The following is a 26,350-nucleotide window of genomic DNA, read 5'->3' on the forward strand; positions in this document are numbered from 1 at the left end:
TTATAACAAGGGGGATTTAGATGCAAGCGAACATTGCTTTTTTTAATGGTGAAGTAATTACTGTAGATGGACAAGATTCTATCCATGAGGCTATAGCGATTTCTGATAACAAGATATTAGCAGTGGGTTCGAATGAGGAGATTAAAGAATTAATTGGTGATTCTACACAAGTAATTGACTTGGAAGGAAAGTCAATTCTACCAGGAATTATAGATGCTCACTTACATCTGGTCATGTATGGAACTTCTCAACTCAGTATCAGCTGTAAAGAGCCTGGGTTAGACTCCGTAGATGCAATTTTGACTGCTTTAAAAAACAAAGCTGCTACTACACCAAAGGGTCAGTGGATTCGTGCTTGGGGTTTCAATGAACAATTTGTTAAGGAAAAAAGATATCCTAATCTGGAAGAATTGGACAACATTTCGGTAGATCACCCGATTGCAATTACCCGTACTTGCGCCCACATAGGAATTGTCAATTCAGTTGCTTTACGTCTATCAGATATTGACGAAACAACACCTGATCCTCCAGGAGGTTTAATTGAAAGTGATGCAAAAGGTCAACTTACTGGTCGATTGATCGAAAATGCTTATATGCAGTTCAATAGGTATGCGGCTTTTTCAAATGAAGAAATTTATCAAGCTATTCAAATCGCGCAGCAACATTTCTTAAAAGTGGGCATTACTAGCGTTCATGAAGCTGGAACGTTTACAAAAGAAAATTACCGAATGTTACAAGTAGCTTCCCAAAAAGGAGACTTGAAGATTCGTGTCTATGCGATGATTGCTAGTATAAATGACTGTAAACAGTTCACCTTGAATATGATGGAATCTGGGGTGGTAACTGGAACTGGAAATGAATTCTTTAAAGTGGGTCCTGCTAAATTGTTTACGGATGGTAGTAGTACAGGTCCAACTATTGCTACACGTGAAGGTTATACTAGCGATCCAGATGATCATGGAATCTTATATTACACTGAGGATGAAATTTATGAGGTGCTGGGTAAAGCGCATGAATTAGGCTATCAAATTACTGTACATGCACAAGGCGATCAAGCAATCGAAATGTATTTGAATGTTGTAGGACGTGCTTTAAAAGAAAATCCACGTGAAAATCATAGACATCGCATTGAACACGCTGGTATCTCAAGCCCTGATTTACAGCGACGGATGAAAGAGTTAAAGCTGATTCCAATACCTAATCCACCATTTCCGTATGAATTTGGTGAAAGTTATTTAATGAACTACGGTGAACGTACGGATTTTATGTATCCTGCAAGAGACTTTATTGATCAAGGAATTATTGCTGCTGCGGGGTCAGACTCACCAGTTACAACTTACAATCCTTTTATTGGAATTTACGAAGCGGTCAATCGACGCACTTCCAATGGAACTTCCTTTGGTGAAAAACAAAAAATAGATGTTCTTGAAGCCATTCGTCTATATACCTATAACGGGGCATATGCAAGTTTTGACGAGGATATAAAGGGGAGTTTAGAGCCCGGTAAATTAGCAGATATGATTGTACTTGATCGAAGTATTTTGAAAACCTCTCCACAAGAATTAAAAGATATTCAAGTCGAATTAACAATACTAGATGGTGATATTCTTTTCGAACGCTCTAAAACGAAAATAAAGTGATGAGGCTGGGGGACTTTTATGACAATAAAAATTTCAAGCTGTCAATTTGAATTGCAAAAGTTTGATAATTTTTCTTCTTTTAAAGACCAAATTTTATATGCATTCAATGAAGTGCCACTTTCAAGTGATTATGTTCTCTTACCAGAGTTATTAACTATGTCTTTATTAACAACTTATAACAATTACAATCAATTTACAGAAAAAGATAAAGAGAAACTAGGTTTCTTTTTAGATGATTATCTTGAATTTTTTAATAATCTTTCACAGAAAAGAAAACAGATTATTATTGCAGGTTCTACAATTGAACCCACCTCTAGAGGAAACTACAATACGTCCTATATCTTTGATGGAGAAGGTAATGTATTAAAACATCGGAAGACACATATTTTCCCTGCTGAATCTGCTTGGAACACTATAGAGGGAGATGAATTGGAAATTTTCAAAATTGGGCCAGTAATATTTGGTATTGCCATATGTTATGAAATAGAGATCCCAGAAATTGCACATATTTATAGTCGAAAAGGTGCCGATATTATCTTTTGTCCTTCCTATACGTCCTCTGAACACGGTTTCTGGAGGGTTCGCCATTGTGCTCATGCTCGAAGTATTGAAAATCAACTCTATGTCGTTCATTGCCCTACGATTGGCGAAATCCAAGGCCCCATTCAAAACGGATTTGGGACCAGTGCTATTATTGGGCCTGCTGACTTACCTTGGACAAAAAATGGCGTGATTGCAGAAACTACAAGTAAATCAAGTACAGTTGTCACAGCTGAACTTTCTCTTGAAGAACTTTACGTAAATCGTAAAACTGGGACTGCAACAACTTATAAAGATCGTATCCGTAGAAAAGACATTTATAAATTATGAAACCGTGTTTTGCTTTGATAAAGAGGGAATTCAAAGGAGGCTTATATGAAAAACGTTAAACTGTTATTGGTGATACCGTTTATCGGAATGTGCTTATGTTTGCCTTTTGCAAATAAAATAGAGCCTTATATTGTTGGTTTACCGTTTCTCCTGTTCTGGATTATCTTATGGATGATTTTATCGTCATTAGTGTTAGCGATTGTGTATAAATTGGATCCTGAAAACCAAGGAGGCGATGAATAATGAATATAGCTTTACTGATTATTTTTGCATTTGCATTGATTGCTCTTTTCCTTGGTATCCGAGCAACACATGGGAAAAAAATGAATGTAGATGAATTTGCTGTTGGTAATAAGGGCTTTGGTACATTATTCGTTTTCCTTCTAATTGCTGGGGAAGTTTATACTACCTTTACATTCCTTGGTGGTAGCGGTTGGGCTTATTCGAATGGAGCCGCTGCTTTTTATGTGCCTGCATATATTTGTTTAGCTTATGTTTTATCTTATTGGATTGCACCAAAGATTTGGAATTATGCTAAAGATCATCATATTATTTCTCAACCAGAATATTTTGCTTCCTTCTATAAAAGTCCATTATTGGGTTTAATTGTATCGTTTTTAGGTGCTATCGCATTAATTCCATATATAGTTATACAATTAAAAGGGTTAGGCATTATTGTTTCGGAGGCTTCCTACGGAGGGATTAGCCCAATTATGGCTAGTACAATTGGTGCTATAATTATTACAATTTATGTTACTATTTCAGGTATCCACGGATCTGCTTGGACTGCTGTATTAAAGGATATCATGATATTGGGAGTCATTGTATTTTTAGGTATATATATTCCATACCATTATTTTGGAGGCGTACAACCTCTATTTGAAGCTGTAGAAAAAATAAAACCGGAAAGCTTAACTCTCGCTAGTTCAGGATTAAGTATTTCTTGGTTTGTCTCAACCATTATATTAAATGCATTCGGATTCTATTTATTACCAAACTCTTTTTCTGTATTATTGTCATCTAAGAGTGCAAAAGCATTGAAGAAAAATGCCATTACCTTACCTTTATATACGCTATTACTCTTATTCGCATTTTTTATTGGTTTTGCAGCCATTATAGAGATTCCAGGATTGCAAGGGGCTGAAGGAGATTTATCGTTACTCCGATTAACGATTCAAACATTTGATCCTTGGATAGTAGGCGTTGTCGGTGCTGCTGGATTATTAACTGCTTTAGTACCAGCATCTGTTATGTTAATGTCTGCTTCAATTGGATTAATGACAGGATTTTACAAGCTTGTAAACCCTAAGGCAACAGATAGCCAACAGTTATTTGCTTCAAAAATATTTGTGTTTGCTATAATTTTGATTGCATTCATTTTCACAATAACTGGAGGAGATGCACTAGCAATCTTAAATATAATGTCATATAGCTTAATAACCCAACTTGTCCCAGCACTTCTTTTTAGTTTCAGTAAAAATAGGATTCTTAACAAAATCGGTGCAATGGCTGGAATTTTAACCGGTGTAGGAATCGTATTTTATGGTGCTATAACATCACATAAACTAATTGACTTTTTCCCGAACATCCCACACGTCATTAATGACATTAGCACAGGAATGATTGCTGTTATTCTTAACTTGGCAGTAGCTATTGTAGTTAGCCTTGCAACCAATCATTTAGTTGCGAAAGAGAAGGACGAGATTGATACACTTTTAGTATAAAAATGACTTGAACATATCATATATTATTTTTCTAAATTAGATTGTCTAATTTGGGAGCGCTTAAATGAGGTATGGGAGAGGGGCAAGCTGAGCCTTTTGAGCATCAGTTCTGAAAGTCTACCCCTTTACATGGTGATAATGAAATTGATTTTTATTGTGTGTGATAATATTATATAAAATTCAAAACCTCTTTTCCCTTTAAAGGGTATAAAGAGGTTTTTGTACTTGCATATGTAAATTATGCAACAAAAGAGTCAATTGTTAGAGAAAATCAACTTATTTCTATACATATGAAAATAAAAAACTTGTGGATTTATATGATTACTCAATAATGAACGGATATACGGCTTTATGGGAGCCAAGGAAGAAGATACACAAGTGAAAAAATTAATTTGACGGAAGAACTAGAATAACCCTGACGCATTTTATGTTTCTTAGGAAGAGTAATTATTTTTAGCGTTGTCACGTTTGATAATCCTATTATTTCAAGATATAGTTCTTATTACAGATACAATAAGGAGGAATGAATATGGCAGAAATTAAATACGAAATTGTTGAAACAATTGCGGTATTATCGGAAGGCAATAAAGGCTGGAAAAAAGAATTGAATTTAATTAGCTGGAATGGTCGTGAACCGAAATACGACATTAGAGATTGGTCAGAGGATCATACAAAAATGGGCAAGGGTGTTACGTTGTCACTGTCTGAATTACAAGTTTTGAAAGAGTCGTTAGCTAAATTGTCGGGCTTAGAATAATGTACAGAGCTACTTTAAAGTGTTGTTTTAATTACGTAATCGAGTGGTAATTTTGAATTTTCTGAGGACTTTTCATAGAATATATTTCGTAAAATTGTTAGACTAACAATAGCAACAATTCATAATGCAGGTGGCGGCTGAACTCCCTTTTGAAAGGGGGTGAGGCGGATGACAGTATTTGAGGCATTCAGTTTGATTGTGCAGTGTAGCCTTTTGCTAATTGCAGTACTGACACTGATGCTTAGCATTATTGTCTCTCAAAATAAAAAGAAATAGCCACCCTGCCGGCTAAGTAAGGTGGCAATTGCTACAACTTTAACTTGGTCAGCCGCTATGGTTGCGGCATGATTGTTGCTTTGACTGGATGTTGACGCATCCAGTCTTTTTTATTCTATATTTAGTGTATCATATTTATTCGAAAAAAACATTTTTCTTTATTCAGTGGCATTTCAGACCAGGCGTAGTTGCTACAATCTTTTCTCTGGATTAAATGAATTTTGCAATGTCATTTAGCACTAAACGGGATGAGCCGTAAGCTGGTGCTGCTGCTTTTCCGACAGCGATTAAGACGATTGGCACTAGATTATCTGTTAATTCAAAGCGTTTCGCAAAAGCCTCTTTATTAAAGCCACCCATTGTAACTGTATCATAGCCCATATCTTTTGCTAACAGCATGATTTGCATAGAAATTAAGCCCGCATCAAATGTAGCTATATTTTTTAGAATTTCTTTAGGAAGGTTTGGATAGAGCTTTAATGAATTTTCAATCATCATATTTTTTGTTGCTTCATCCATAAAGCCAAGCTCAAAGTTTTTCGTATAGATCTTTTCTACATTGTTGTACATTGCAGTATCGCCTAGTACGGCAATAATGGCAGACGCAGTTTCTATTTGCTCTTGATTATTAGCAATCAAACGTAGTTCTTTTTTTACTGCCTCATCTTGGATCACTAAAAAGCGCCAAGGTTGTAAATTACTTGATGATGGAGCGGTTGTTGCCTCTATAAGTAATTCCTCCAAATCAGATTGAGGAATTTTAAAATTTGCTTCATATTTACGAACAGATTTACGATCGTGCATTACTTTATTTAAATAACTTTTAGTTGTAGGCATCGTTTAAAAAATCTCCTTTATTTTTAATGATAATTTACTATACGATATACTTTTTAATATTCCAAGTAAATTGCTCGAATTTGAGATTCTTGAATTACCTATTTTTATTAATTATTTAAATTTAAATGCTTCGAAGTCGACGCTTATATCTTTATTGCAGGATTTCAATTGCTTTTTAAAATGTTTTAGCATTTTTTCAGGGCCACACATAAAAATACTTGTTTGCGGGGGAACTGAAAAATTTTCAAATGAAAGCCTGTCCGATTGACTAGTATCAATAAAGTTCACGCTAAACTGTTCGTTAGTTTGTGCATAATCTTGTAAAAACTCTTTATAGATAGCGTTGCCTTGACCATGATACGTGTAAAATAACTCAATATCTCGATCAACGGGCTGTGATTGCAAATACGATAAAAATGGGGTAATGCCTATACCACCAGCTATCCATACTTGTTGTTGCGTACCATTTTCAAAGTTTAAATGACCGTAAGGACCATCAAGTACGACTGGTGTATTCAGTTGAACGGCATCATATACTTTTTTTGTGTAATCACCAAGTGCCTTAATAGAAATAAATACTTTTTTTCCATCGCCACCTGAAATAGAAAACGGATGAGGCGCCTTCTCTATGCCATCTTGTAAAATCTTTATAAAAATAAATTGTCCATGTCGATAAGAGATTTTTTTATCAAGTGTTAACTCTAGTTCGATAACATCGGAGCCCAATTTTTTAATCCCGGTAATCTTACCATTATATTTAAAAAACATATCCTGATACATTGTCAACATATATAATGCTGACATAAACCCAATAGTCATCGTTATTGCGGTAAAAATTCCTAAAGGTGTAGGTTGTAATAAATCGTATCTGCTTGAAAAATAAGCATGATAAATTCCGAATGCATAAGGGATCAGCAATAATCGATGGAAGATCCGCCAGTGTTCATATTTTAGAAATTTAGCAAGAAGTGCAATCAAAATAAGTGCTATGAAACCATATTGGCCTAGTGACCCCAGTTCTTTCGCTAATTCGCTGAATGAAGTTCTTTCTACTTTATCTGAGCGGGGTACTATACCTTGTAATTGCCCATGAATAATCACCAACACTAGTGAAAATATGGCTATATATTTGTGATAAAAATAAACATTCTCTAGTCCATGAAACCAGCGTTCAAAAATCTTCATTCTTGTTGCTAACAAAAAGACAAGAAAGAAGCCCGTAATGGCCATGCCTCCAATCACGTGACTAAGCCTATTAACCGTCTGGATCGGCTCTATAGGTGTAGCAAAATACCACAGTAAAGCACTACTACTCATGATTAGTATAATAAACAAAATTCCTTTGATAGATTTCATAAATAACCTCCACTATTCATTTTTATCTCTATTCATCCTATATATACAAGTGGAACCTGAAATGTTTCTGATATTTTTAACTTCGGGAGTAAAAAGGGATTGTACGTTCGGAATATATGTTCCCTTTTACGGTAGAGTGTGTTAAATTAAGAAGGGTAAAAATATAGAGACATAAGGAGTAGACATAAATAATGCAAGGGAATACACATATTGTTGGAGGCATCACTGCAAGCCTAGCCTTTGCACAAATTTCGAATGATAATCCGTTTATTTTAGTAGGAGCAGGCGTTATTGGTGCATTACTTCCAGATATTTGCCATGGTGGAAGCAAAATCGGGAGGAAGTTTCCGATCATTTCAAAAAGCGTCAATATGCTATTTGGGCATCGTTCCTTTACACATAGTTTGCTTTTTTTGTTTTTAGTCGCATTGCTACTACATATATTTGTACCTTACGAACCCGTAACAGCTGGTATTTTAATAGGGATGGCAAGTCATATTTTTCTTGATATGGGGACGAAGAAGGGTGTTAAGCTTTTCTTCCCAGTAACCATTTCAGTACGTCTACCTATTACTACAAAAACGGGTAGTAAAGCGGAAAAGGTAGTGTTTATGATGTTAACAATGCTTTCAGTCTTTTTTAGCTATGAAATTATGATGAATCTAATTCAGAACTTTTAATGTAAAAAGCCCCAGTATGGAATTTTTCTCATACTGGGGCTTTTTAAAAAGGTGAAAGCACTAGTCAGCCTGAACCTCTTCGACTGTTTTCTCAACCTCTGCTCTTGACATTTTTTCACGACCCTCTTGCATTGCCTTCAAAGTTTTATGTGCTAATGCTAGCGGTAAACGACAGAATAATAGTACCGTACGTTTATTAATATCCTTCATATAAAGATCTGCCTTCGCAAGGTTTTCTTCTGCATATGCAAATAAATCATCACGTGTCCAGCCATCAGGAACGAAACTTACGCCGCGCTCATCCATGTCCTCGTGCTGATTACGCAAAATATTAACTGCTTGGAGACCTCGACCGTAGCCAATAGCTAAATCGCGATCTGTTTGAATGTCTGCACCCCACGCCCAAAGCTCTGACAGCATTGTCCCAACAAGCCCTGCTACGTAGTATGTATAATCATCTAAATCCTCTCGCGTATGCACCTGCCAGTTTGCTTTAGCCCATTTAGCCATTCCAAAAGCCATTTCACTTGTTGAATCTTGAACAATTTTACGTGAACCCTCAGGGCAGAAAGTTAGCCAATCTGCTAAACGAAGAGATACTTCAGGAAGCTGATCTGCGAAAGGAGCTAATAATGCTTCGTATGCTTTCGCATCAAACGTTTCCTTTAATAATTCGCTTGTCGCAGTTAATAAATCAAACTTTACATCATTTGAAAGCTTTTCGTGGTCCTCAATTTCATCAATAGCACGCATTGCTAAATAAGCAGCTGCCACTGACATTTTTAAATCATTTTTTAAAAAAGTAATCGGTATATAAAAAGTGCGACTAGTTTCCTTTAAAACTTGCATCGCTTCTTTATAAAGTTTCTTTTGATCTTTCAATTGTATTCCTCCGTTCAAATGGTCACACATCTATAGTATATCGTATCGTAAAAATGATGAAAGATAAAACAGATTGTTCAATTTATAATCAACTAATTTCAAAAAGGTATAGAGTAAGACGAAAGGCAAAATAATTTTCGGTAAGCGGACTAGTAGTTCATAAAATGAAATGACACTCCACTTCTTTTGTTTTTTTAGTAGAATAATGATAAAGTTATAAAAATGCGACGAAAATCGTGTGTTTAATAGAAAAAATTTGATGTTTTTCGTATTTTTTTCATGAAAGTTTGCTAAGTTATTGCACAATTATTTCAACAGGGTTAAAGTTTAGAAAGGACAAAGAAACAACTTCACTTTTCGAGTAATGGAAGCTGTTGATTTGCCTTCGGTACTAAAATACAATACATCGGATTTTGGCACAATAACTCCTTGCGAAATCCGTACATTTGTGGAGGCATGAACGTTATTCAACAGGCTATAAAATCCTCTTGAATACAAGCAAAATCTAGTATATATCTCACCTTCTGAAATAGAGATTGTACGTAAAGTCAAAGGAGAATGGTATGCCAAAGGCTATAGGTATTGATGCAGGCGGAACATTGACAAAAGTTGCTTATTTAGATGAGCATAATGAGCTTGTTTTAACAACTTTCCCGTCAAATGATTTGCAAGCTGTGAAAAATTGGATTATTAATCATCCAGATATTGAGGATATTGGTGTTACGGGAGGGCGTACAGATCAATTACTGGATGTCATTAAAACAATGAAATCGATTCATTATATAGTAGAATTTGAAGCCACATTGAAGGGCGTTCGATTTTTGTTGCATAAAGAGGGTTACTTCTTTGAGCGAAGTATGATTACGAATATTGGTACAGGTACTTCAATTCATTATATGGAAGATAATACGCATGTTCGTGTTGGTGGGACAGGCGTTGGTGGCGGAACATTGATTGGATTGTCAGCGCTTACAACGGGTATCACAGATTATAATGAAATAAGAAAACTAGCTTCTAACGGTAATCGAGAAGAAATTGATTTACTTGTAAAGGATATTTACCAAGGGATGGACACACCTATTGATGGGCAATTGACAGCCAGTAATTTTGGGAAAGTTGGTATTACAGAGTCTGTTAAACATCCAACAGAAGATATTATTGCAACTGTACAAGGGCTTGTCGGTGAGGTTATTACTACACTTAGTATTCAGTATGCGGAAGAGAAAAATGCCCAGCATATTGTTTATATTGGCTCTACTTTAAGTAACAATGATCATCTTACACGTGTTATTGCCAATTACACACGGACGAAAAAGCATACACCAATCTTTATCAATGACCACGGTTTTTCAGGTGCAGTCGGTGCATTATTAAATATAACTGAATATACGATTGTCTAAATACAATGTACATTACTATTTTAAATTAGTGATGTACATTTTTTTTATACTGGTAATGTCTGTAGCAATCCCCAAAGCATAAATCCTTTTATCCTGAGCAAATTACAATTAGGAGGTGATATCCGTGGGCAATAGAAACACCAATAGGAACAATAAAAATAACAATAAAACAATGAATGTCAGAACGCATAATCCTTTTGATACCTACAAAAAAATAGACCTCGATCAATCAAATAGTAATAACAATAATCCGAATGATAATCTAAATGAAGAATTCGGTGCAGAATTTGATGCAAAAGCCAAAAATAAAGATAATAAAACGAACCATAAGAAACATCAACAGTCCAACAAAAACAAATAATCAACAGGGGGCTTAAATAATGGCAAAGAAGAATAAAACAAGCTTCAAAAAGAAAAAGAAAGAAGATACACATAAAAGAAATGATCGCGAAGAGTATTCAGCAGAATTTAATCAAGTAATTCATAACAATCCTCAACAACCAAAACAATCCAGTAAAAGATAATAAAAAACAGCTCCTTAAGAAGATTGAAAAATACTTAAGGAGCACTTATTTTTTGCTGTTTTGGCGATATTATGCTTGAGAGGTGGATTTACTTGCGAAAACTTTGTGTAAAACTTGGAATTTTTCTTGTATTGTTTGCTGTCATTAATTCAACAATCGCTTATGCTCAACAAGAAATACCTGCCCATGCAAAATGGGGAAAAGTAGCGATAAAAGAAACACAGGCAAAATACCCTCAAGCTAAAATCATCGATTATTTGCATGAGGGAAGAGAAGTTACTAAAGACGCCACTATTGAAAAATTTAAGCTTTGGCTAAAACAAAGTGACAAGGAATTCGGTGTACACGTTCGAATCAAATTTGCTACAAATTCTAATAAAGTGGAAAAGATAGAAATCCAAGAAACCACATCGTAAATTAAGAGGATGCCTAAATTTTCAGGCATCCTCATTCCGTCCTTTAATTTCTAACTTCTTAATAAATTCTCGCATTAATCCAGGTAAATCTGGCCATGCGTGACCACTTATTAAATTACCGTCTGTATGAAGATTAGCATTTACATACGTTGCTCCTGCTACTTGAACTTCGGGCTTGCAAGCAATATATGCTGTTAGCTCACGGCCTTTCAGAACCTCTGGAATGGTCGCAAATATTTGAGCTGCATGGCAGACAGCAGCGATTGGTTTATTTGTTTCAAAGAAATGGCTCACTAATGCTGGAACATGCTCATTTAAACGAATGTATTCTGGCGCACGTCCACCAGGAATGATCAGTCCGTCGAATTGTGCTGGGTCAACTTCAGCAAAGGATGCGTGTGCTTCTAAGCCATATGCTGTACGCTCGATGTATGTATCGACTCCATCGACAAAGTCGTGCAAGACAGTCTGTAATTTCTTTGAGGAAGGTGCCGCAATCGTTACCTCATAGCCAGCCTCAAGACAACGATAATAAGGATAAAAAATTTCTAAAGCTTCAACAGCGTCTCCTGCAAGTATCAATACCTTTTTCCCCATGCTTCCATCTCCTTTAATTGTAATCTAGTAGCTTAATTCGACACTTTCAAAAAATTTCCTTCTGATATTTTAGAAAAGATAAAAGTAAGGAAATCGCTGATAACCGGGGAGAATCGCTGATAAAAGTAAAAAACGCTGATAACCGGAGTAAAATCGCTGATAAAAGTAAAAAATCGCTGATAACCGGGGAGAATCGCTGATAAAAGTAAAAATCGCTGATAACCGCAGAAGAATCGCTGATAAAAATAAAAAAATTGCTGATAACCCCATAAAAGTCGCTGATAATCAAACCTTCAAACAGCATACTTTACAACAAAAAAAATGAAGCGTATAGTATTTGTTTAGCTAGGTAAATAAATTAGACTTAGGAGGTTGCTAACATGAATCCTATATTTCATGCTTTATTCCAAAAAAGTCGTTATTTAACGAATTGTTTAAATGAAGTACTGAAACAGCACAATTTGTATAGTTCACAATGGACTATTTTATATTGCTTACATAATCATGGGCCAATGACATTAACACAAATCTGGAAGTATTTAAACGTTGAGGCACCGAGTATAACTAGAGCAATTACGCGACTCGAAAATTTAGGTTGGGTGCTAAGAGTTGATGGTGAAGATAAACGTGAAAAAATCGTTACCTTATCACCATATGCTGAGGAAAATTTTCCTGCTATTAAGAAAACGATTTTAGCTTTTGAAAAAGAAATGGTGGGAGCATTAACTGACGAGGAACAGCAGCAATTTATGATTTTACTGGAAAAAATGAAAGGTTGATTGAGTTGATTGACATGCAGCAAGAGGGAAATACAAAAATATGGACGAAACGTTTTATTAGTCTCTTTTTAACAAATATCTCGGTATTTTTCGTTTTCTATGGCTTGGTAACGACGTTGCCGCTTTATGCGATTGGTGAACTGCACCAAACAGATAAAGAAGCGGGATTGTTATTATCGGGGTTTTTATTATCAGCCATTATTGTTCGTCCTTTTTCAGGTAAACTATTAGATGTTTTTGGAAAGAAAAAGCTTTTAATTATTTCAATAATCGGCTATTTTTTATGTACCGTTTTATATTTATTTATTCATCCATTTGGACTTTTACTAGGACTCCGTTTTATTCAAGGGATATTCTTTAGTATTATTACAACGGCAGCTGGCTCTTTAGCAGCAGATATTGTTCCTGCCAATCGTAAAGGTGCAGGTCTAGGCTATTTTACAATGTCTACTAACTTAGCAGTAGTAATTGGCCCATTTATCGGTTTACTGCTTATTCAATATAGTAGCTTCAATGTACTATTTATTGTGATGAGTATATGTATATTAGTAGGGGGGATTCTAGCTGTAACGATAAATACTGATGATTTGCCTAAGCCTGAACATCAGGGGAAATTGACGTTTAAATTTGATGATTTATTTGAACGTCATGCACTTCCAGTAGCCGCTATTGCTAGTTTAGTAGCTTTTTCATACGCGAGTGTTTTATCGTTTTTATCAGTGTACGCACAAGAAAAGGATTTAATGGCTGTTGCGAGTCTGTTTTATGCAGTTTTTGCAGCGGCAATGCTTATAACAAGACCATATACAGGTAAGCTTTATGATACAAAAGGGCCGCAGTTTGTTATTCTTCCTGGTATCATATCCTTTGCAATAGGCCTTGTTATGCTCGCATTTGTCTCAGGACCGGCATTATTTTTATTTGCAGCCATCTTTATAGGATTTGGTTACGGAGCAGTGAATACAAGCTTACAAGCATTAGCTGTACAGTCTACGTCACACACTCGCAGTGGTTATGCAACCGCAACGTACTTTACGATGTTTGACCTTGGTATTGCGCTTGGCTCTTATATTTTAGGAATGGTGGCTGTGCAAGCAGGCTACAGTTCTGTTTATTTAATTGGGGCAGGCTTATTAGTTATTGTCTTTATCATTTATTTAATGCGTTTAACTTCTTTCAGCGGGCAAACATCCTCTGAAATATAGGAACTCAGTCTAAGAACACCACGTCATGTGGCAACGACTAAGTGACCAACATCGTGCTATTGCCGCTGCCGCTATGCTTTCGCGCAGATAAAACCGGTTGCGGCCGCTGCGTTAGCACTACGCTTTCGCAAAAAAACATCTGTCAGCATAAAGCCTATTCGGGACGATATTATACTGAGGTATAATTGATCGAAAAAATAAGTAGTATATGTTTAAGGTTAAGAAAAAATAGTTAAATTAGAATACTAAAAAGCAGACTAATTTGCAAAGAATTTGGTCTGCTTTTTATTGAATATAATGTCAGCGAATAACCGAAAGTGAGGTTGTTTGATGATTTTTCTACAAGAAAAAACGCTCCGATTAAATTCAGAGCGTTTTTTGCTTGTTATTTATGCACTATAAACGACCATATCCTGTAAAGTGGTTTTTCCAATAAGTGCTGTTGAGGTTCGCAACAGAAACACCATTGTCACTTGCGCTAATCATTTGCTTATTTCCAAGATAAATACCTACATGTGAAATACCAGCTTTATATGTATTCGAGAAAAATACTAAATCGCCTACTTGAGGTGAACTAATTTTTTTAGCTGAATTGTAAAAACCTGCTGCAGACTTACGAGCTGTCGAAATACCAGCGTTATTTAAAACGTAAGTAACATAGCCTGAGCAATCAAAACCTGTACTTGGTTTACTTCCACCAAATGTGTATTTTACGCCTAATTGTTGTTTAGCAACTTGTACTACACTTGTTGTTGGTTTAGATGTTGGTTTAGATGTAGACGTGGATGCTGATGTTGTTGGAGCATTAATAGTTAACTTTTGACCAACACGAATTGTTGAAGAAGATAAGTTATTCCATTTCATGACTGTCTGATAAGAAACACCATATTGATTGCCAATTTTCCATAAAGAATCACCAGATTTTACTGTGTAAGTTGCCGCTGATGCTGTTTCGATTGTTGAAAAAAGTACAGATGAACTTAAAGCCAATGTAGCCAATCTCAATCCCCATCTATACTTTTTATTCTTTTTCATAATATATTTCCTCCTAAAAGCTTTAACGCTTAATACATAAATGATATTAACATTGTAATATTACAATAGTATGTCAATAAAATAACATTAAGGAAACAATTTCTCTGATAAAGGTTGGGAAATCGCTAACTTTATGGCTCATCATCAAAAGTCAGGAATTTATTAAACGTATGCAGTAATATAAGTGGATTGGAGTAATAGAGCGGATGCTTCGTTTTCGCAACCAAAAATATTTGCTGAATAAAGATAGATTATTGGGGAATAATAAGTATCTGAATAAAGTGGAGAGACCGACTCTTGGTTTAAGGCAAGAGACTGTCCCTGTAGTTTATTTTTTTTCTTTTTGAATAGCTTTACGTGCAAGTGCATCTGCCGCTTTATTTTGCGTATCTGGAACCCACTTGATAAAAAATAAATCGAAGCTACTTGCAAGTGTAAGTGCCTGTTCAAGAAAAGGTTTAAATTCCTCGTTCTTCACATATTCTTTTTCCATAGAGGCTACAACAATTTTTGAATCTGAGCGCACTGAGATTATGGTTGAACCAAGTTTTCGTGCTTCTTCAAGGCCGCGTACTAAGGCAGTAAATTCGGCAATATGGTTATTAGTTTGCCCTATATACTCACTGATCTGTATATGATGGCTTTCTCCTTTGATAAATATCCCAATACCACTGGGGCCAGGATTTCCGGCACTAGCAGCATCAATATATACTTCTAACATTAAATCCCTACTTTTTGATTTAGATTTTACACTTATTGTACATCAATAGTGCTTTGTTGATGTTAAATATGGAAAAACAAAATAGTTGCTTGTTCAAAATGTTCACTTCATAATAGTAAGAAGCGAAATTTGGGCGTGAAAGGAGCGAAAGTTCAAATTGGATAAAGTGACGGTTATGAAAGATATCGATGAACTACATGATACGTATTGTGCTGACTGTTTAGTGATAAAGCAATTACGAAAAGAGCGTGGTAAACCTGGAGCTCATCGTTTCTGTATTGAAGCCTGCTCAGTAGGGGAGCGCCTGCAATTTCTCGGAGAAGAGCTCTTAAAGGTGTATAGTAAATAAATGTTTTTACTATTAGAATTGTGTAGCAAAGTAATCATAGGGACTATGTTTAAATAAAGTAAAACTAAATTTATTTTTACGCAATAAATTATCATATTTACTAAATTCGATGCATAAATAACATTATGATCGGAAATAATAGTATTGGTTGGTTACCATAGAAAAAGCTACTTTTTATTGGCACATTGCCGATAAAAATGTAGCTTTTTTCTATGGGTAATTAAAATGTGCCATACACGCTAAGATTGTTTAGAGGGTATGGCACTATTTTAAGCATTATTTAGTTTCTGCATAGTTACTTAAATCTTGATAGTATTTTGTGAGAGAAGAAGCTGAAATATCGAACGTCGCGGCAATTTCTTTTACTGTCATTGATAACGGCTCGAACAGCTCTTTTTCTTGACCATATCGAATTGCACCAGCGGCAATGGCAGCCTCTTTGCGCGCAGATGGTTGTCCTTCAATTAAATAGTCTTCTAAAAGCTCTAACATAGGGGCTGTTTCGCGTTCGTTTTGCTCTAGGAAATCTTTAACTTGTGTGATGACATTGCTCTCAAAGTTCGTAAATTCCTCGCCTTTATAACCGTTTGACACAAGTAACGCCCAGAAGGATAGATGCTCTTCTTTTAAGAATGTTCCAACCTTCTTCTCAGAAGCCTCAAAATTTTTCTTGAATTGCTCAAACACCTTTGCGTGATCTTCCGGGAAAAAGATAAGCGTTGAAACAGCTAAATAATGCTCTGATTTTTTTGTACCGTCTGGTAAGATGAATGCAAAGACATGCATACCTTCAGGAATTGGTTTGTCATTTTCACGACGAATATAAATTTCTTCATTTGATAACACATGTGTAGCCTTAAAATACTTTTCTTCTACAACTGATACGGAACCAATAAATAGACGAGGTTGAGTCCAGCCTTCTAATACTTTTACCGTAGAAGGTCTAACCGTTTTTTTCTTGGTTTTCTTTAAGTAACCTTTCCAAATAGATGGCTCTTGATGGAAGAAGAAGTCGTCTAACGCGATCGCTTCAATCAGCTCTCTTTGTAGAACGCTCTCTAATTTAGGTTGCCATGTACCTACATGCTCTATATAGGCACGAACATCTTTGCGTTCAGGATATTCTAAGTAAAATGTTTGTAGTACACGCTCTAATTCTTCGATTGCTACTGCTTCTACGGTAACCTGTTGTTTACCTTCACAACATTTTTTATATTTTTTGCCGCTACCGCATGGGCATGGATCATTACGTTTTACCATAATTAGAAACACTTCCTTTGAAAATTGTTAGTCGAATTTTGCTAAATAAATTGCATACAATTAATAATAACGGTACATTTGTATGAAGAAAAATGATTGTCTATTTTGAAATGTCGGAAAAATATAGAGGGACGCCCTGATTCTAGTATATGCACGTATTTTCATACATAGAACTAAAAAAGAAAACCATCTAAATAATATAGATGGTTCTCGTTTTGTTTAGCCTTTGATAGCTTCCATTTCTGTCGTTAAGCGTTCAAGCTCATCAATAAGGTGACCAATGTAAGCTATCGTATCTCGAAGAGGCTGATCGGTTGTAACGTCGACACCAGCCATTTGAGCTAGCTCTACAGGTGATTTCGTACCTCCAGCTTGAAGGACTGCTAACCATTCATCTACAGCCGTCTTGCCTTCTTTTAAGATACGCTTGGATACTTGAGTAGAAATTGTTAAGCCAGCGCTATATGTGTATGGATATAGGCCCATATAATAGTGTGGTTGACGCATCCAAGTAAGCTCTGCTCCCTCAATAATATCGATAGTGTCTCCCCAGAAGTCTTCTAATACAGAGCGTTTTAACTGATTTAAAACAGTTGCATTCACAGCTTCTCCAGCGTCGATTAATTCATATACTTTTCGTTGATAAGCTGCCTCTAGCAAGTGTGTGACGAAGTTATGATAATACGTTTTGGACACAATATTAGAAATTACCCAACGTTTGAAGCGAAGGTCATTGTTATGGGTTAATAAATAATTGGCTAGCAGCATTTCATTCATAGTTGATGGTGCCTCGATAAAATATAGTGAAGGACGACTATTAAAATAGGATTGATGGGCCTGTGCATTCACAAAATGCCCTGCATGACCAAGCTCATGAATTAAAGTGAATACCTCATTCATACGTTCGTTCCAAGACATTAAAATATACGGATGACTACCATATGGACTTGAACAAAATGCACCAGTCGATTTTCCTTTGTTTGGTGCATAATCAATCCAGCGTTCATTAAACGCCTTTTCAATTATCTCTTTGTAATCTTCACCCATAACGTCTAATGCTTTTTCAACATATTCTTTTGCTTCCGTCATTGTTAATTTCGGATCATAGTCTGGATCAAGGGCAATCTTTAAATCAGCAAATGTCATTTTTTCAATACCATTTGCTTGTTGAATAAGCTTTGCGTAGCGACGCATATGTGGAGCAAGTTCTTTCGTAATTAGATCTATTTGACGATTATAAAGAGAACGATCAACATCTTGACTAAATAATAAATAGTCAATGACAGAATCAAAACCTCGTAAATCAGCCATTGTTTTTTCCTGTTGAATGTGTGTATTATAAATTTTCGCAGTTGTGTGCTGATAATCGCGTAACTTATTTGAGAATGCTTGGAATGCTGCACGGCGTACTTTTGTATCAGCGTTAAACTCCCAGTCATTTTCGTATAATACAAAGCTAAGCGGAAGTTTTTCTCCATTAGCCTCAAATTCGCCAAACTGCATATCGATAAGCTTTGTCGTATTATACGTTTCATATGGTGCATCAAAAGTAGAGCTGAATGCAGCTAATGCTTTTTCTACCTCCGGATGCATCTGATGAGGCTTTTGTTTTAATAATTCCTCTAAATAGACTTTATAGTTTGGGTTTAATGTTGAAGCTTCCACTAAAATAGACTCATCTAGTGCTAGTAATTCACTGCGTACGAAAGAACATGTACTACTTATTTTTCCGACTGCCGTACTATATTTTGCTGCACGCATTTGGGCTGCGTTATCTGTATGATCAGCTTGATTATTAAGGCTTGCATAAGTACCAATAGGAACTATGCTTTCAAACAGTGCTTCATAAGCTGTTAAAACTTCAATTACCTTTTGGGCATTAGTAATTGTACCTTGATACGTATGTTCGAAATTTAGCGCATCTTCCACAAGCTGCGCTAAAACAGGCTCAAATTCCGCGTCATTTTCAAGTAAATCTTTTAAATTCCATGTTTGTTCCACTGGTACATCTTTTCGAAATGGTAAAACCTCCATCAATGAACACCCCTTTTTGTATAAGTGACTTCATTATAACGAAACTATTTCGGAAAGTGAAATAATTATAGAGAATAGTTTTAATTTTCTTAAAAATAATGTAGAAACTTATGTTCTGGTTAGCTATAATAGATTTAAAAGGGGGGAAACTATTTACTATGCTTCTAGTTTGGGAAAATCCGGACATGTATAAGCTTAGTCACGTGAATCAAGATAATTTATGGAAGAAGTTAATTGCGGATTTGTTTGAAGATTTTTTGTTGTTCTTTTTGCCTGAATTACACGCAGAAGTGGACTTTTCAAAGCAAGTCGAGTTTTTGCAACAGGAGCTTTTCAAAGAAATTATTGAACATCGTCAAGGACGCAAAATAGCCGACCAAATAGCGAAGGTACATCTTAAAAGTGGGAAAGAGCAATGGATTCTTGTTCATACGGAAATACAAGCTATCGATGAAGAACATTTTGCGAAGCGTATGTTTGAGTATTTCTATCGTATCAGGGATCGATATGGTAAGAAGATTGTGGCTATTGCTATTTTTACGAATAAGAGTACAAAAAGTAAGAATCAGTATCATGAAAAGTATTATGGTACAGAAATCACTTACACATTTAACAAGTTTGTTGTTTCAGATTTTGATGAAGAAGAATTGAAAAAATCACCGAACCTACTTAGTAAAGCGTTACTAGCCTCTATTTATTTAAATCGAACCAAAAACGAGATGAACCTTCGTAGTGCCTACAAAAGAGCTTTGTTAAGAGAAGTATGGTCATTACACAATATGGAACGAGAAGAAGTAAGAGCGTTGCTTTACTTTATTGATTTTTTGTTAAAACTACCAAGAGCTATATCTGAGCAACTTGTAAGGGATGTAAAAGAAGAAATTAAAGGGGAGGAAGAGGTTTTGCATCTATATAAAGAAGATTTACCACCGACACTTGCTGCAGTTTTGGAATTAGAAAGACAAGAAGGAATTGAACAAGGAATTAAACAAGGAATTGAACAAGGAATTGAACAAACCATTAAACAAATAATCAGTGGTTTGATTGAAACGGGTGCTGATGATGAGTGGATTGCTAAAGTTTCAAAGCTTCCAGTGGCAAAGATAAAAGATATTCGTGAGGAACTTAAATAATTAGTAAAAAATGTTTTAGTTTTGTTTTTTTGTATCTACAATGGCTTTTTTGAGTCAGTGTGAAAAATGTGCGTATAGCCAGTACACTATACAACGCATACTAATGGCTATAACAACTAGCACATTGGAGGAGCAATTATGACACAAAACTTAAACAAACAACTGAATAAACTTGTCGCTACATGGTCTGTACTTTATACGAAATTACACAATTATCATTGGTATGTGACGGGAAATGCTTTCTTTACACTACATGCAAAATTTGAAGAATTATATAATGAAACAACGTTAAATCTAGATGAAATAGCAGAGCGCATTCTTTCGAAAGATGGAAAACCAGTTGCTACGTTAAAAGAACATCTTGAGCTATCCTATGTAGAGGAAGCGACAGGAAATGAGACGACAGAGGAAATGGTGGCTACAATCATTGCAGATTTCCAAAAGTTAATGAAGGCTTTAAATTCAACAATGGAGCTTGCGGCAGAAGAAGGGGACGATCGAACTGAGGATATCCTAAATGCTATGTACCAGTCTCTTGAAAAGCATGCATGGATGTTGAAGGCCTTCCTAGGACATTAATAACAATAGGTGATGGGAATTTACAGTAGTTCCATTGCCTTTTTCCTTTTCTTTGTTTCAAAAGGTAAATAATAGGGAGAGTTTAAAATATTGCATATAAAACAGAGTGTGCGCATGCATCACTCTGTTTAGTTGTTTGTAAGGATTAATTAATAGCTTTTTCATGTTGATGTTTTTTAATAAAGCGTAATACATGTAGATGCTCCAGTTGAGCAACAAGGTTACCAATTAGGATAAAACTACCACCTATTAATATTTTTACTGTGATTCCTTCACCAATAAACATCATAGCAAACATTGCTGCAAAAATTGGCTCTAAGGAAAATATTAGTCCTGTATGTGTAGCAGAAGTGAACTGTTGTGCAACAGTTTGACCTATGAAGCAAAATGCACTACAAATGACACCAAGTCCTATAATGGCAATCCAAGAAGTCGTTGTATTTGGAAGTGTTGGAGTTTCGAAAATAAATGTAAATACAAGTGCATATAGCCCAGCAAAACCAAGCTGGTAAATGCCATAAGTAATTGATTCAACGCTCCGTGTAAATGTACTGTTTAACAACAAGTAAAACGAATAACATAGTGCAGCGATGGCAACTAGAATATCCCCTTTTTGAAAGGTAAATGAGCCATGTGTTGTTAAAATTGTAATACCAATCATTGTACAAATAATCGCAAAGCTAACTGCTCTTGAAGGTAATTTTTTTTCAATAAAACTGCTGAAAATAGGTACTAAGATAACTGTTAGACTTAAAATAAAACCAGCATTTGATACCGAAGTGGTTTCTAGTCCGAATAAGCTTAGGACAAACACTATGAATAATAGAAACCCTTGTATAGCTGCATATTTTAATGTTTTCGCATCGACTTTAATCATGCGTTTATAAAAAATAATACCTGCTACAAAAAATGCGATGATACAACGCAATGCCACCACATTATAAACAGCCAATGTTTCAAGCCCCATAACCATAAAGGTATAAGATAAGCCCCAAAACATTGTCACGATAACCATTAATAAATTTGCTTTTCCTTGGATACCCATTTGCTCACCTACAATCTGTGTACTAAAACAGTTTTTAACCTAAAATTTACTATATCTCTTGTGTTGTTATTAGTAAAACGAATGTTTATAATAATTAGTATTAAAAAAATTCATGTATATTGAGGACACAATGCGATGAGTTTAGTCAAATATGAGATTTTGAATAAAGTGGCTGAGGTAGCTAGCTTTACAAAAGCAGCAGATGCACTGGGATTAACCCAATCTGCTGTCAGTCATGCTGTTTCAAGCTTGGAAAAGGAGTTCGGCTTTGCACTTATTCATAGAAGTCGAGCGGGTGTCATCTTAACGAGTGAAGGCGATACAATGCTAAGGGCAATGAGACATGTCCTCGATGCAGAGGAACTGTTACAGCAAGAAGCTGCTCAAATACTGGGCGTTACTCGAGGGAAAGTTAGGATTGGAGTAATTTCAAGTATTTCTTCCAACTGGATGCCGGAAATCGTTCGTATTATGGACCATCAATTTCCTGGCATACAAGTTGAATTGCGTGAGGGAGATTATTATGAAATTGAACAATGGCTATTGAGTGGAGAAGTTGACGCAGGATTTTTGAATGGCCAACAGTCTAAGCAGTTTCAGTTTACTGAACTTCAGCAGGATCCGCTGCTTTGTATTGTCTCTGATAAAAGTCCACTTTATAATAAAGCAGAAATTGATATTGTTGAATTAGAAAATATGCCATTTATTATGACTTCCTATAAAGGGACAAATGATGTAAAAGTACTGTTAGAACAATATCACGTGAAGCCAAATATTCGCTTTGAACTTTCGGAAGAAGTAGGGATTATTTCGATGATTGCTCATCATCTTGGAATAAGTATATTACCGAAATTAGTGACGTATAATTTACCTCCTACTATCAAAGCTATACCTTTAAAACAAGGTGGCTATCGCACAATTGGAATAGCTATGAAACACCAAGCATCACCAGTGACAAAGCAATTTGCGGAAATATTAAGTTCCTGGTTAAAAGAACAAAATAGAAAATAACCTCTTATAGGAACGACTTATCCTATAAAAACAACATTGAAGCATGATATAGCATTACGTTAAAATAGTATTTGTATATTTTCTAGAAAAAAGGTGAGTGTATGGGGACATTACGAGGTAAGACCGTACTCATTACAAGTGGGGGAACACTTGAAAAATGGGATCGTGTGCGTGGGCATACGAATTTATCGAAAGGATCGATGGGCTGTTATTTAGCTGAAGCGGCACTAGAGGCTGGGGCAAATGTATTGTATATGCATGGTTATTTCGCACAGCTTCCTGCGAATAAAGATCAAATGCGTACCATTCGATTCGAAGGTATTGAAGATTTAGGCGAGAAGGTTCGACATGCTGTTCAGGAAGAACAGGTGGATATCGTTATTATGGCAGCTGCAGGTTCCGATTGGCTCATTGATAAAGTGTTTGACCAATCTGGGAATTTAATAGAGGAAACAGGTAAAATGCCATCTGATGAGCCACCTATCATTCACTTTAAAAAGGCGCCTAAAATATTAGGCCAAATAAAAGGGTGGCAGCCGAAAGTTAAATTAGTGGGCTTTAAACTTGAGGCAACAGATGATGAGGAATTTTTACTGTCCCGCGCACGTTTGCGAATGGAATCGGCCAACGCTCAATTTATGGTAGCTAATAGCTCACAATCTTTATATGGTGGGGATGAACCACACTGGATTGTACCGGCTACAGGCAAACCGACAAAGGTTATGGGCAAGCAAAAGACAGCAAAAACATTAATAGATCTTTTATAAAGTGATTAAAACTGTGTAGAGGTAAAATAGATCTACGCAGTTTTTTATTTTTGTTTTTTTCCGAAGATAAAGGTGATACATACTGACATCACTATAGATAAACGTCATTTTTCTTAATTTCTTAGTAAACAACTAAGTTTTCTGGTATTTATTATTGACAATGTGTTTTTTGAATTATAGAATTATTCCCAAGCGATGTACTACGCGGTCTTGCCTTTCTTGTACTAAAAATTTGTTAAAAGAAGGGGTGTATCGGATGACTCAACAGGCAAAGGTAGATGACAAAAAACTAGAGGCAATAGCAAAGGCTATTCAAAATTTGGAGTTTGGAGAAGTACACATTACGATTCAAGATGGTGTCATTGTGCAAATTAACAGACTTGAAAAGCAGAGATTTCCACAGAAAAAGTAAGCAGATGATAGTTGAACAAATTTATAAGGCCACAGAGAAGATTATGACGAAAAACAGGATGATAACAACGAATCATCCTGTTTTTGCAATAGCCTATTCATAAAAACTTTTTGGGATTTCACCAATATGTCTGCGATGATATAGTAATGGTTCCTTCTGTGCATCATCAATTTCTAAGACCTGCCCGATAAATATCGTATGATCTCCAGCATTAATTTGCTGATATGCTTTGCATTGTAAAATGGCTGCACTATCATGTAAAACTGGTAGACCTAAAGATGAGGTTGACCATTTAGCCTGGGCGAAACGATCTGGGATTTTACTTGAAAATATCGTACATAATTGTTCTTGATTGCTTGCTAAAATATTGACAGCGAACTTTTGAGCTATTGTAAAATATGGATGTAACTGTGATTTTTTATCAAGTGACCATAAAATAAGGAGTGGATCTATGGAAACTGACGCAAAGGAATTGACAGTTAAGCCAATAGGTTCATTTACATCATTACAAGTAGTGACAACCGTTACACCTGTTGGATAATTACCTAATGCTAGTTTAAAAGCAGCTACTTTGTCTGTCATTCTTATCACCTCTTCGTTGATTTTCGGAACAAAATTTTTTGATGAACTATCAGCATTAAAATCACTTCTCTTAGCATTTTAAAGGAGATATTATAAAATATAGTAACTTCATAATAGTTCTAATATTCATAATTTTATTTTAAACCAACAAAACTAACAGGTAAAGTATATAATAGAAAAAAGGGGGTTCAGTCATGACTTTAGTTTTTGACCATCTAGTTCATCAAGTTCAATCACCAGAAAATACAAAGGTTTTCTTAAATAAACGAAATATCCATACAGTTAACGGTGGTCAACATACAATGTGGGGGACATACAATACGTTAAGCTACTTTGGATTAAACTATATTGAGCAAATAGCCATTTATGATCGTCATTTATTTGAACATGCAGTGACATTACCGTATTCCCTACATTATACGTTTAAACGTGCAAACGAGCGCTATGGTTTTTCAAGAATTGCCTTACGTACAAAAAATATTGAGGAAGAGGCACAACGTTTACGTGCACTTGGATATGAAGTATATGGACCCGATGCTTGTAGTCGTACAAGACCAGATGGCACTGTAGTAGAATGGAAGCTATTGCATTTTGGGAAGCCAGAGCTAGCAATTGATTTTCCATTTTTGATTGAGTGGACTGATACTGATGAGGAACGTGTTGCACAATTAAAAGAAAATGGAGCCATTGATACGAATCAATCAATATCGATGGAATCTGTCCAATTTTATGTGAAAGATGTGCAAGCTATAGTGAATTTATGGCGGGAAGTATTACAATTACCAGAGCCTGAACAACAAGAAAAGTTTGTTTCCTTACATTTACCAAATATTCGCCTAGATTTTTATGACGAAGTTGCTGCAACTACTATGACGCTAGGTCATTTAAATGAAGGGGCATTTGGCGTTACATTAAAGGATCCTGACAGAACGAAGGAAACGCTGGTTTTTCCCGGAGCTCTTTATTGGATCAACCGCTGAAGTTATCGCGTTTATAAGAAAAAGCAGCACTAATACAATTTAAGAACATCTAAAAAAGGAGCCGTTCATCCATCGAACAGCTCCTTTACGTTTATACTTTCATAACATTTGACGCCTGTGGGCCTCGATTGCCTTCCACCACATCAAATGAAACTTTTTGACCTTCTTCAAGTGTACGGAAGCCTTCCTCTTGGATTCCCGTAAAATGTACAAATACATCTTCTCCATCATCACATTCAATAAAGCCATAACCTTTTTCATTATTGAACCACTTTACGATTCCTTGTTGCATAAGCATTCGCCTCCCATGCGCTTGAATGTAGAATAAAATCAATACAGTCGTGACATAATTGTGAAAATGTGAAAAAAATGCATTTTCATTAAGAACATACATGAATTGAGCAAAGTTGTCAATTGATTGTCGAAATGCTTGTATAACTAACTATGATTTTTTTCACAATTAAGTCTATAATGGAAATTAACAACATAGAAAGTAGGA

At 35.6% G+C, this 26,350-nt stretch carries 31 protein-coding genes; 20 read left to right on the plus strand and 11 right to left on the minus strand.

Annotated features, from left to right (window positions below; genetic code table 11):
* Positions 1 to 20 precede the first annotated feature (20 nt).
* The 6 genes from MOK21_RS00520 to MOK21_RS23965 all read left to right on the plus strand — a co-directional run bounded on the left by MOK21_RS00520 (position 21) and on the right by MOK21_RS23965 (position 5,267).
* Entirely contained in the window at positions 21 to 1,640 is a 1,620-nt protein-coding gene (locus tag MOK21_RS00520; protein ID WP_249071786.1) for an amidohydrolase, read from the plus strand.
* An 18-nt stretch (positions 1,641 to 1,658) separates the two neighbouring features.
* A complete protein-coding gene (locus tag MOK21_RS00525; RefSeq protein WP_249071788.1) occupies positions 1,659 to 2,510 on the plus strand; it encodes a nitrilase-related carbon-nitrogen hydrolase in 852 nt (283 codons plus the stop codon).
* A gap of 45 nt (positions 2,511 to 2,555) precedes the next feature.
* Positions 2,556 to 2,753: a DUF3311 domain-containing protein gene (locus tag MOK21_RS00530; protein WP_249071790.1), complete on the plus strand. Its 198-nt coding sequence runs from the start codon at positions 2,556 to 2,558 to the stop codon at positions 2,751 to 2,753.
* On the plus strand, positions 2,753 to 4,234 hold the full coding sequence (locus MOK21_RS00535) for a sodium:solute symporter family protein (protein ID WP_249071793.1): 1,482 nt from the start codon (positions 2,753 to 2,755) through the stop codon (positions 4,232 to 4,234). Before MOK21_RS00530 ends, MOK21_RS00535 begins: the two co-directional genes overlap by 1 nt.
* A gap of 529 nt (positions 4,235 to 4,763) precedes the next feature.
* The gene (locus MOK21_RS00540; RefSeq protein ID WP_249071795.1) at positions 4,764 to 4,991 is read left to right on the plus strand and encodes a YdbC family protein; all 228 of its coding nucleotides are present in this window, start codon (positions 4,764 to 4,766) and stop codon (positions 4,989 to 4,991) included.
* Between the two features lie 168 nt (positions 4,992 to 5,159).
* The gene (locus MOK21_RS23965; RefSeq protein ID WP_220443510.1) at positions 5,160 to 5,267 is read left to right on the plus strand and encodes a putative holin-like toxin; all 108 of its coding nucleotides are present in this window, start codon (positions 5,160 to 5,162) and stop codon (positions 5,265 to 5,267) included.
* Between the two features lie 210 nt (positions 5,268 to 5,477).
* On the opposite strand, the gene MOK21_RS00545 is transcribed toward MOK21_RS23965, so the two are convergent.
* Both MOK21_RS00545 and MOK21_RS00550 read right to left on the minus strand, forming a co-directional pair.
* The gene (locus MOK21_RS00545) at positions 5,478 to 6,104 is read right to left on the minus strand and encodes a nitroreductase family protein (RefSeq protein ID WP_249071797.1); all 627 of its coding nucleotides are present in this window, start codon (positions 6,102 to 6,104) and stop codon (positions 5,478 to 5,480) included.
* A gap of 111 nt (positions 6,105 to 6,215) precedes the next feature.
* The gene (locus MOK21_RS00550; RefSeq protein ID WP_249071799.1) at positions 6,216 to 7,460 is read right to left on the minus strand and encodes a ferredoxin reductase family protein; all 1,245 of its coding nucleotides are present in this window, start codon (positions 7,458 to 7,460) and stop codon (positions 6,216 to 6,218) included.
* A gap of 191 nt (positions 7,461 to 7,651) precedes the next feature.
* Between MOK21_RS00550 and MOK21_RS00555 the strand changes: the two genes are divergently transcribed.
* Positions 7,652 to 8,140, plus strand: a complete 489-nt coding sequence (locus MOK21_RS00555; protein WP_249071801.1) for a metal-dependent hydrolase — start codon at positions 7,652 to 7,654, stop codon at positions 8,138 to 8,140.
* A 60-nt stretch (positions 8,141 to 8,200) separates the two neighbouring features.
* Here the strand turns inward: MOK21_RS00555 and MOK21_RS00560 are convergent, their stop codons facing one another.
* Complete coding sequence (locus tag MOK21_RS00560) at positions 8,201 to 9,022, minus strand: squalene/phytoene synthase family protein (RefSeq protein ID WP_249071803.1); 822 nt, start codon at positions 9,020 to 9,022, stop codon at positions 8,201 to 8,203.
* 563 nt (positions 9,023 to 9,585) lie between these two features.
* On the opposite strand from MOK21_RS00560, the gene coaW reads away from it, so the two are divergent.
* The 4 genes from coaW to MOK21_RS00580 all read left to right on the plus strand — a co-directional run bounded on the left by coaW (position 9,586) and on the right by MOK21_RS00580 (position 11,362).
* Positions 9,586 to 10,422: a type II pantothenate kinase gene (gene coaW, locus MOK21_RS00565; RefSeq protein ID WP_249071805.1), complete on the plus strand. Its 837-nt coding sequence runs from the start codon at positions 9,586 to 9,588 to the stop codon at positions 10,420 to 10,422.
* A 124-nt stretch (positions 10,423 to 10,546) separates the two neighbouring features.
* The gene (locus MOK21_RS00570) at positions 10,547 to 10,783 is read left to right on the plus strand and encodes a hypothetical protein (RefSeq protein ID WP_374110079.1); all 237 of its coding nucleotides are present in this window, start codon (positions 10,547 to 10,549) and stop codon (positions 10,781 to 10,783) included.
* A 19-nt stretch (positions 10,784 to 10,802) separates the two neighbouring features.
* Entirely contained in the window at positions 10,803 to 10,946 is a 144-nt protein-coding gene (locus tag MOK21_RS00575) for a hypothetical protein (RefSeq protein ID WP_185903432.1), read from the plus strand.
* Positions 10,947 to 11,077: 131 nt separating this feature from the next.
* Positions 11,078 to 11,362, plus strand: coding sequence for a DUF3889 domain-containing protein (locus tag MOK21_RS00580; RefSeq protein WP_308221853.1), 285 nt, complete (start codon positions 11,078 to 11,080; stop codon positions 11,360 to 11,362).
* A gap of 21 nt (positions 11,363 to 11,383) precedes the next feature.
* On the opposite strand, the gene MOK21_RS00585 is transcribed toward MOK21_RS00580, so the two are convergent.
* Complete coding sequence (locus tag MOK21_RS00585) at positions 11,384 to 11,959, minus strand: DJ-1/PfpI family protein (protein ID WP_249071808.1); 576 nt, start codon at positions 11,957 to 11,959, stop codon at positions 11,384 to 11,386.
* Between the two features lie 380 nt (positions 11,960 to 12,339).
* On the opposite strand from MOK21_RS00585, the gene MOK21_RS00590 reads away from it, so the two are divergent.
* Both MOK21_RS00590 and MOK21_RS00595 read left to right on the plus strand, forming a co-directional pair.
* Positions 12,340 to 12,738 carry a MarR family winged helix-turn-helix transcriptional regulator gene (locus MOK21_RS00590; protein ID WP_249071810.1) on the plus strand — a complete coding sequence of 133 codons (399 nt, stop codon included), beginning with the start codon at positions 12,340 to 12,342 and terminating at the stop codon, positions 12,736 to 12,738.
* A 14-nt stretch (positions 12,739 to 12,752) separates the two neighbouring features.
* Positions 12,753 to 13,943 (plus strand): MFS transporter, encoded by a 1,191-nt coding sequence (locus tag MOK21_RS00595; RefSeq protein ID WP_249071812.1) that lies wholly within the window; start codon positions 12,753 to 12,755, stop codon positions 13,941 to 13,943.
* A 396-nt stretch (positions 13,944 to 14,339) separates the two neighbouring features.
* On the opposite strand, the gene MOK21_RS00600 is transcribed toward MOK21_RS00595, so the two are convergent.
* Both MOK21_RS00600 and MOK21_RS00605 read right to left on the minus strand, forming a co-directional pair.
* Positions 14,340 to 14,978 carry a C40 family peptidase gene (locus MOK21_RS00600; RefSeq protein WP_249071814.1) on the minus strand — a complete coding sequence of 213 codons (639 nt, stop codon included), beginning with the start codon at positions 14,976 to 14,978 and terminating at the stop codon, positions 14,340 to 14,342.
* 328 nt (positions 14,979 to 15,306) lie between these two features.
* Positions 15,307 to 15,699 carry a ribonuclease HI family protein gene (locus tag MOK21_RS00605; protein ID WP_249071816.1) on the minus strand — a complete coding sequence of 131 codons (393 nt, stop codon included), beginning with the start codon at positions 15,697 to 15,699 and terminating at the stop codon, positions 15,307 to 15,309.
* Between the two features lie 157 nt (positions 15,700 to 15,856).
* Here MOK21_RS00605 and MOK21_RS00610 point away from each other — a divergent pair, with 157 nt between their 5' ends.
* Positions 15,857 to 16,048, plus strand: coding sequence for a zinc-finger domain-containing protein (locus MOK21_RS00610; RefSeq protein ID WP_053482386.1), 192 nt, complete (start codon positions 15,857 to 15,859; stop codon positions 16,046 to 16,048).
* 276 nt (positions 16,049 to 16,324) lie between these two features.
* Here the strand turns inward: MOK21_RS00610 and MOK21_RS00615 are convergent, their stop codons facing one another.
* Positions 16,325 to 17,308 carry an SEC-C domain-containing protein gene (locus tag MOK21_RS00615; protein WP_249071818.1) on the minus strand — a complete coding sequence of 328 codons (984 nt, stop codon included), beginning with the start codon at positions 17,306 to 17,308 and terminating at the stop codon, positions 16,325 to 16,327.
* 219 nt (positions 17,309 to 17,527) lie between these two features.
* Positions 17,528 to 19,342: an oligoendopeptidase F gene (pepF, locus tag MOK21_RS00620; protein WP_249071820.1), complete on the minus strand. Its 1,815-nt coding sequence runs from the start codon at positions 19,340 to 19,342 to the stop codon at positions 17,528 to 17,530.
* Between the two features lie 158 nt (positions 19,343 to 19,500).
* Between pepF and MOK21_RS00625 the strand changes: the two genes are divergently transcribed.
* On the plus strand, positions 19,501 to 20,475 hold the full coding sequence (locus MOK21_RS00625) for an RpnC/YadD family protein (RefSeq protein WP_249071822.1): 975 nt from the start codon (positions 19,501 to 19,503) through the stop codon (positions 20,473 to 20,475).
* 138 nt (positions 20,476 to 20,613) lie between these two features.
* On the plus strand, positions 20,614 to 21,054 hold the full coding sequence (locus MOK21_RS00630) for a Dps family protein (RefSeq protein ID WP_249071823.1): 441 nt from the start codon (positions 20,614 to 20,616) through the stop codon (positions 21,052 to 21,054).
* A 145-nt stretch (positions 21,055 to 21,199) separates the two neighbouring features.
* On the opposite strand, the gene MOK21_RS00635 is transcribed toward MOK21_RS00630, so the two are convergent.
* Positions 21,200 to 22,099 carry a DMT family transporter gene (locus MOK21_RS00635; RefSeq protein WP_249071825.1) on the minus strand — a complete coding sequence of 300 codons (900 nt, stop codon included), beginning with the start codon at positions 22,097 to 22,099 and terminating at the stop codon, positions 21,200 to 21,202.
* Between the two features lie 135 nt (positions 22,100 to 22,234).
* Here MOK21_RS00635 and MOK21_RS00640 point away from each other — a divergent pair, with 135 nt between their 5' ends.
* The 3 genes from MOK21_RS00640 to MOK21_RS00650 all read left to right on the plus strand — a co-directional run bounded on the left by MOK21_RS00640 (position 22,235) and on the right by MOK21_RS00650 (position 24,289).
* Entirely contained in the window at positions 22,235 to 23,110 is an 876-nt protein-coding gene (locus MOK21_RS00640) for a LysR family transcriptional regulator (RefSeq protein ID WP_249071827.1), read from the plus strand.
* Between the two features lie 101 nt (positions 23,111 to 23,211).
* On the plus strand, positions 23,212 to 23,877 hold the full coding sequence (locus MOK21_RS00645; RefSeq protein WP_249071830.1) for a phosphopantothenoylcysteine decarboxylase domain-containing protein: 666 nt from the start codon (positions 23,212 to 23,214) through the stop codon (positions 23,875 to 23,877).
* Between the two features lie 256 nt (positions 23,878 to 24,133).
* Entirely contained in the window at positions 24,134 to 24,289 is a 156-nt protein-coding gene (locus MOK21_RS00650; protein WP_249071832.1) for a YezD family protein, read from the plus strand.
* A 93-nt stretch (positions 24,290 to 24,382) separates the two neighbouring features.
* Here the strand turns inward: MOK21_RS00650 and MOK21_RS00655 are convergent, their stop codons facing one another.
* Positions 24,383 to 24,871: a flavin reductase family protein gene (locus MOK21_RS00655; protein WP_249071835.1), complete on the minus strand. Its 489-nt coding sequence runs from the start codon at positions 24,869 to 24,871 to the stop codon at positions 24,383 to 24,385.
* 194 nt (positions 24,872 to 25,065) lie between these two features.
* Here MOK21_RS00655 and MOK21_RS00660 point away from each other — a divergent pair, with 194 nt between their 5' ends.
* Positions 25,066 to 25,851 (plus strand): VOC family protein, encoded by a 786-nt coding sequence (locus MOK21_RS00660; protein ID WP_249071838.1) that lies wholly within the window; start codon positions 25,066 to 25,068, stop codon positions 25,849 to 25,851.
* A gap of 91 nt (positions 25,852 to 25,942) precedes the next feature.
* Here MOK21_RS00660 and MOK21_RS00665 read toward each other — a convergent pair whose 3' ends face one another.
* Positions 25,943 to 26,143: a cold-shock protein gene (locus MOK21_RS00665; RefSeq protein ID WP_249071839.1), complete on the minus strand. Its 201-nt coding sequence runs from the start codon at positions 26,141 to 26,143 to the stop codon at positions 25,943 to 25,945.
* Positions 26,144 to 26,350: the final 207 nt, after the last annotated feature.

Origin of the sequence: Lysinibacillus sp. BPa_S21 (assembly GCF_023337795.1) — a bacterium.
Lineage (GTDB): Bacteria > Bacillota > Bacilli > Bacillales_A > Planococcaceae > Lysinibacillus.

Bases quoted from the DNA above. Each gene is read 5' to 3' on its own strand.
- MOK21_RS00575 (WP_185903432.1), top strand. From the start codon at position 10,803: ATGGCAAAGAAGAATAAAACAAGCTTCAAAAAGAAAAAGAAAGAAGAT.
- MOK21_RS00640 (WP_249071827.1), top strand. From the start codon at position 22,235: ATGAGTTTAGTCAAATATGAGATTTTGAATAAAGTGGCTGAGGTAGCT.
- MOK21_RS00665 (WP_249071839.1), bottom strand. From the start codon at position 26,143: ATGCAACAAGGAATCGTAAAGTGGTTCAATAATGAAAAAGGTTATGGC.
- MOK21_RS23965 (WP_220443510.1), top strand. From the start codon at position 5,160: ATGACAGTATTTGAGGCATTCAGTTTGATTGTGCAGTGTAGCCTTTTG.
- MOK21_RS00555 (WP_249071801.1), top strand. From the start codon at position 7,652: ATGCAAGGGAATACACATATTGTTGGAGGCATCACTGCAAGCCTAGCC.
- coaW (WP_249071805.1), top strand. From the start codon at position 9,586: ATGCCAAAGGCTATAGGTATTGATGCAGGCGGAACATTGACAAAAGTT.
- MOK21_RS00625 (WP_249071822.1), top strand. From the start codon at position 19,501: ATGCTTCTAGTTTGGGAAAATCCGGACATGTATAAGCTTAGTCACGTG.
- MOK21_RS00550 (WP_249071799.1), bottom strand. From the start codon at position 7,460: ATGAAATCTATCAAAGGAATTTTGTTTATTATACTAATCATGAGTAGT.
- MOK21_RS00545 (WP_249071797.1), bottom strand. From the start codon at position 6,104: ATGCCTACAACTAAAAGTTATTTAAATAAAGTAATGCACGATCGTAAA.
- MOK21_RS00650 (WP_249071832.1), top strand. From the start codon at position 24,134: ATGACTCAACAGGCAAAGGTAGATGACAAAAAACTAGAGGCAATAGCA.
- MOK21_RS00645 (WP_249071830.1), top strand. From the start codon at position 23,212: ATGGGGACATTACGAGGTAAGACCGTACTCATTACAAGTGGGGGAACA.
- MOK21_RS00530 (WP_249071790.1), top strand. From the start codon at position 2,556: ATGAAAAACGTTAAACTGTTATTGGTGATACCGTTTATCGGAATGTGC.
- MOK21_RS00605 (WP_249071816.1), bottom strand. From the start codon at position 15,699: ATGTTAGAAGTATATATTGATGCTGCTAGTGCCGGAAATCCTGGCCCC.
- MOK21_RS00660 (WP_249071838.1), top strand. From the start codon at position 25,066: ATGACTTTAGTTTTTGACCATCTAGTTCATCAAGTTCAATCACCAGAA.
- MOK21_RS00525 (WP_249071788.1), top strand. From the start codon at position 1,659: ATGACAATAAAAATTTCAAGCTGTCAATTTGAATTGCAAAAGTTTGAT.
- MOK21_RS00520 (WP_249071786.1), top strand. From the start codon at position 21: ATGCAAGCGAACATTGCTTTTTTTAATGGTGAAGTAATTACTGTAGAT.
- MOK21_RS00540 (WP_249071795.1), top strand. From the start codon at position 4,764: ATGGCAGAAATTAAATACGAAATTGTTGAAACAATTGCGGTATTATCG.
- MOK21_RS00595 (WP_249071812.1), top strand. From the start codon at position 12,753: ATGCAGCAAGAGGGAAATACAAAAATATGGACGAAACGTTTTATTAGT.
- MOK21_RS00655 (WP_249071835.1), bottom strand. From the start codon at position 24,871: ATGACAGACAAAGTAGCTGCTTTTAAACTAGCATTAGGTAATTATCCA.
- MOK21_RS00585 (WP_249071808.1), bottom strand. From the start codon at position 11,959: ATGGGGAAAAAGGTATTGATACTTGCAGGAGACGCTGTTGAAGCTTTA.
- MOK21_RS00535 (WP_249071793.1), top strand. From the start codon at position 2,753: ATGAATATAGCTTTACTGATTATTTTTGCATTTGCATTGATTGCTCTT.
- MOK21_RS00635 (WP_249071825.1), bottom strand. From the start codon at position 22,099: ATGGGTATCCAAGGAAAAGCAAATTTATTAATGGTTATCGTGACAATG.
- MOK21_RS00615 (WP_249071818.1), bottom strand. From the start codon at position 17,308: ATGGTAAAACGTAATGATCCATGCCCATGCGGTAGCGGCAAAAAATAT.
- MOK21_RS00600 (WP_249071814.1), bottom strand. From the start codon at position 14,978: ATGAAAAAGAATAAAAAGTATAGATGGGGATTGAGATTGGCTACATTG.
- MOK21_RS00630 (WP_249071823.1), top strand. From the start codon at position 20,614: ATGACACAAAACTTAAACAAACAACTGAATAAACTTGTCGCTACATGG.
- pepF (WP_249071820.1), bottom strand. From the start codon at position 19,342: ATGGAGGTTTTACCATTTCGAAAAGATGTACCAGTGGAACAAACATGG.
- MOK21_RS00590 (WP_249071810.1), top strand. From the start codon at position 12,340: ATGAATCCTATATTTCATGCTTTATTCCAAAAAAGTCGTTATTTAACG.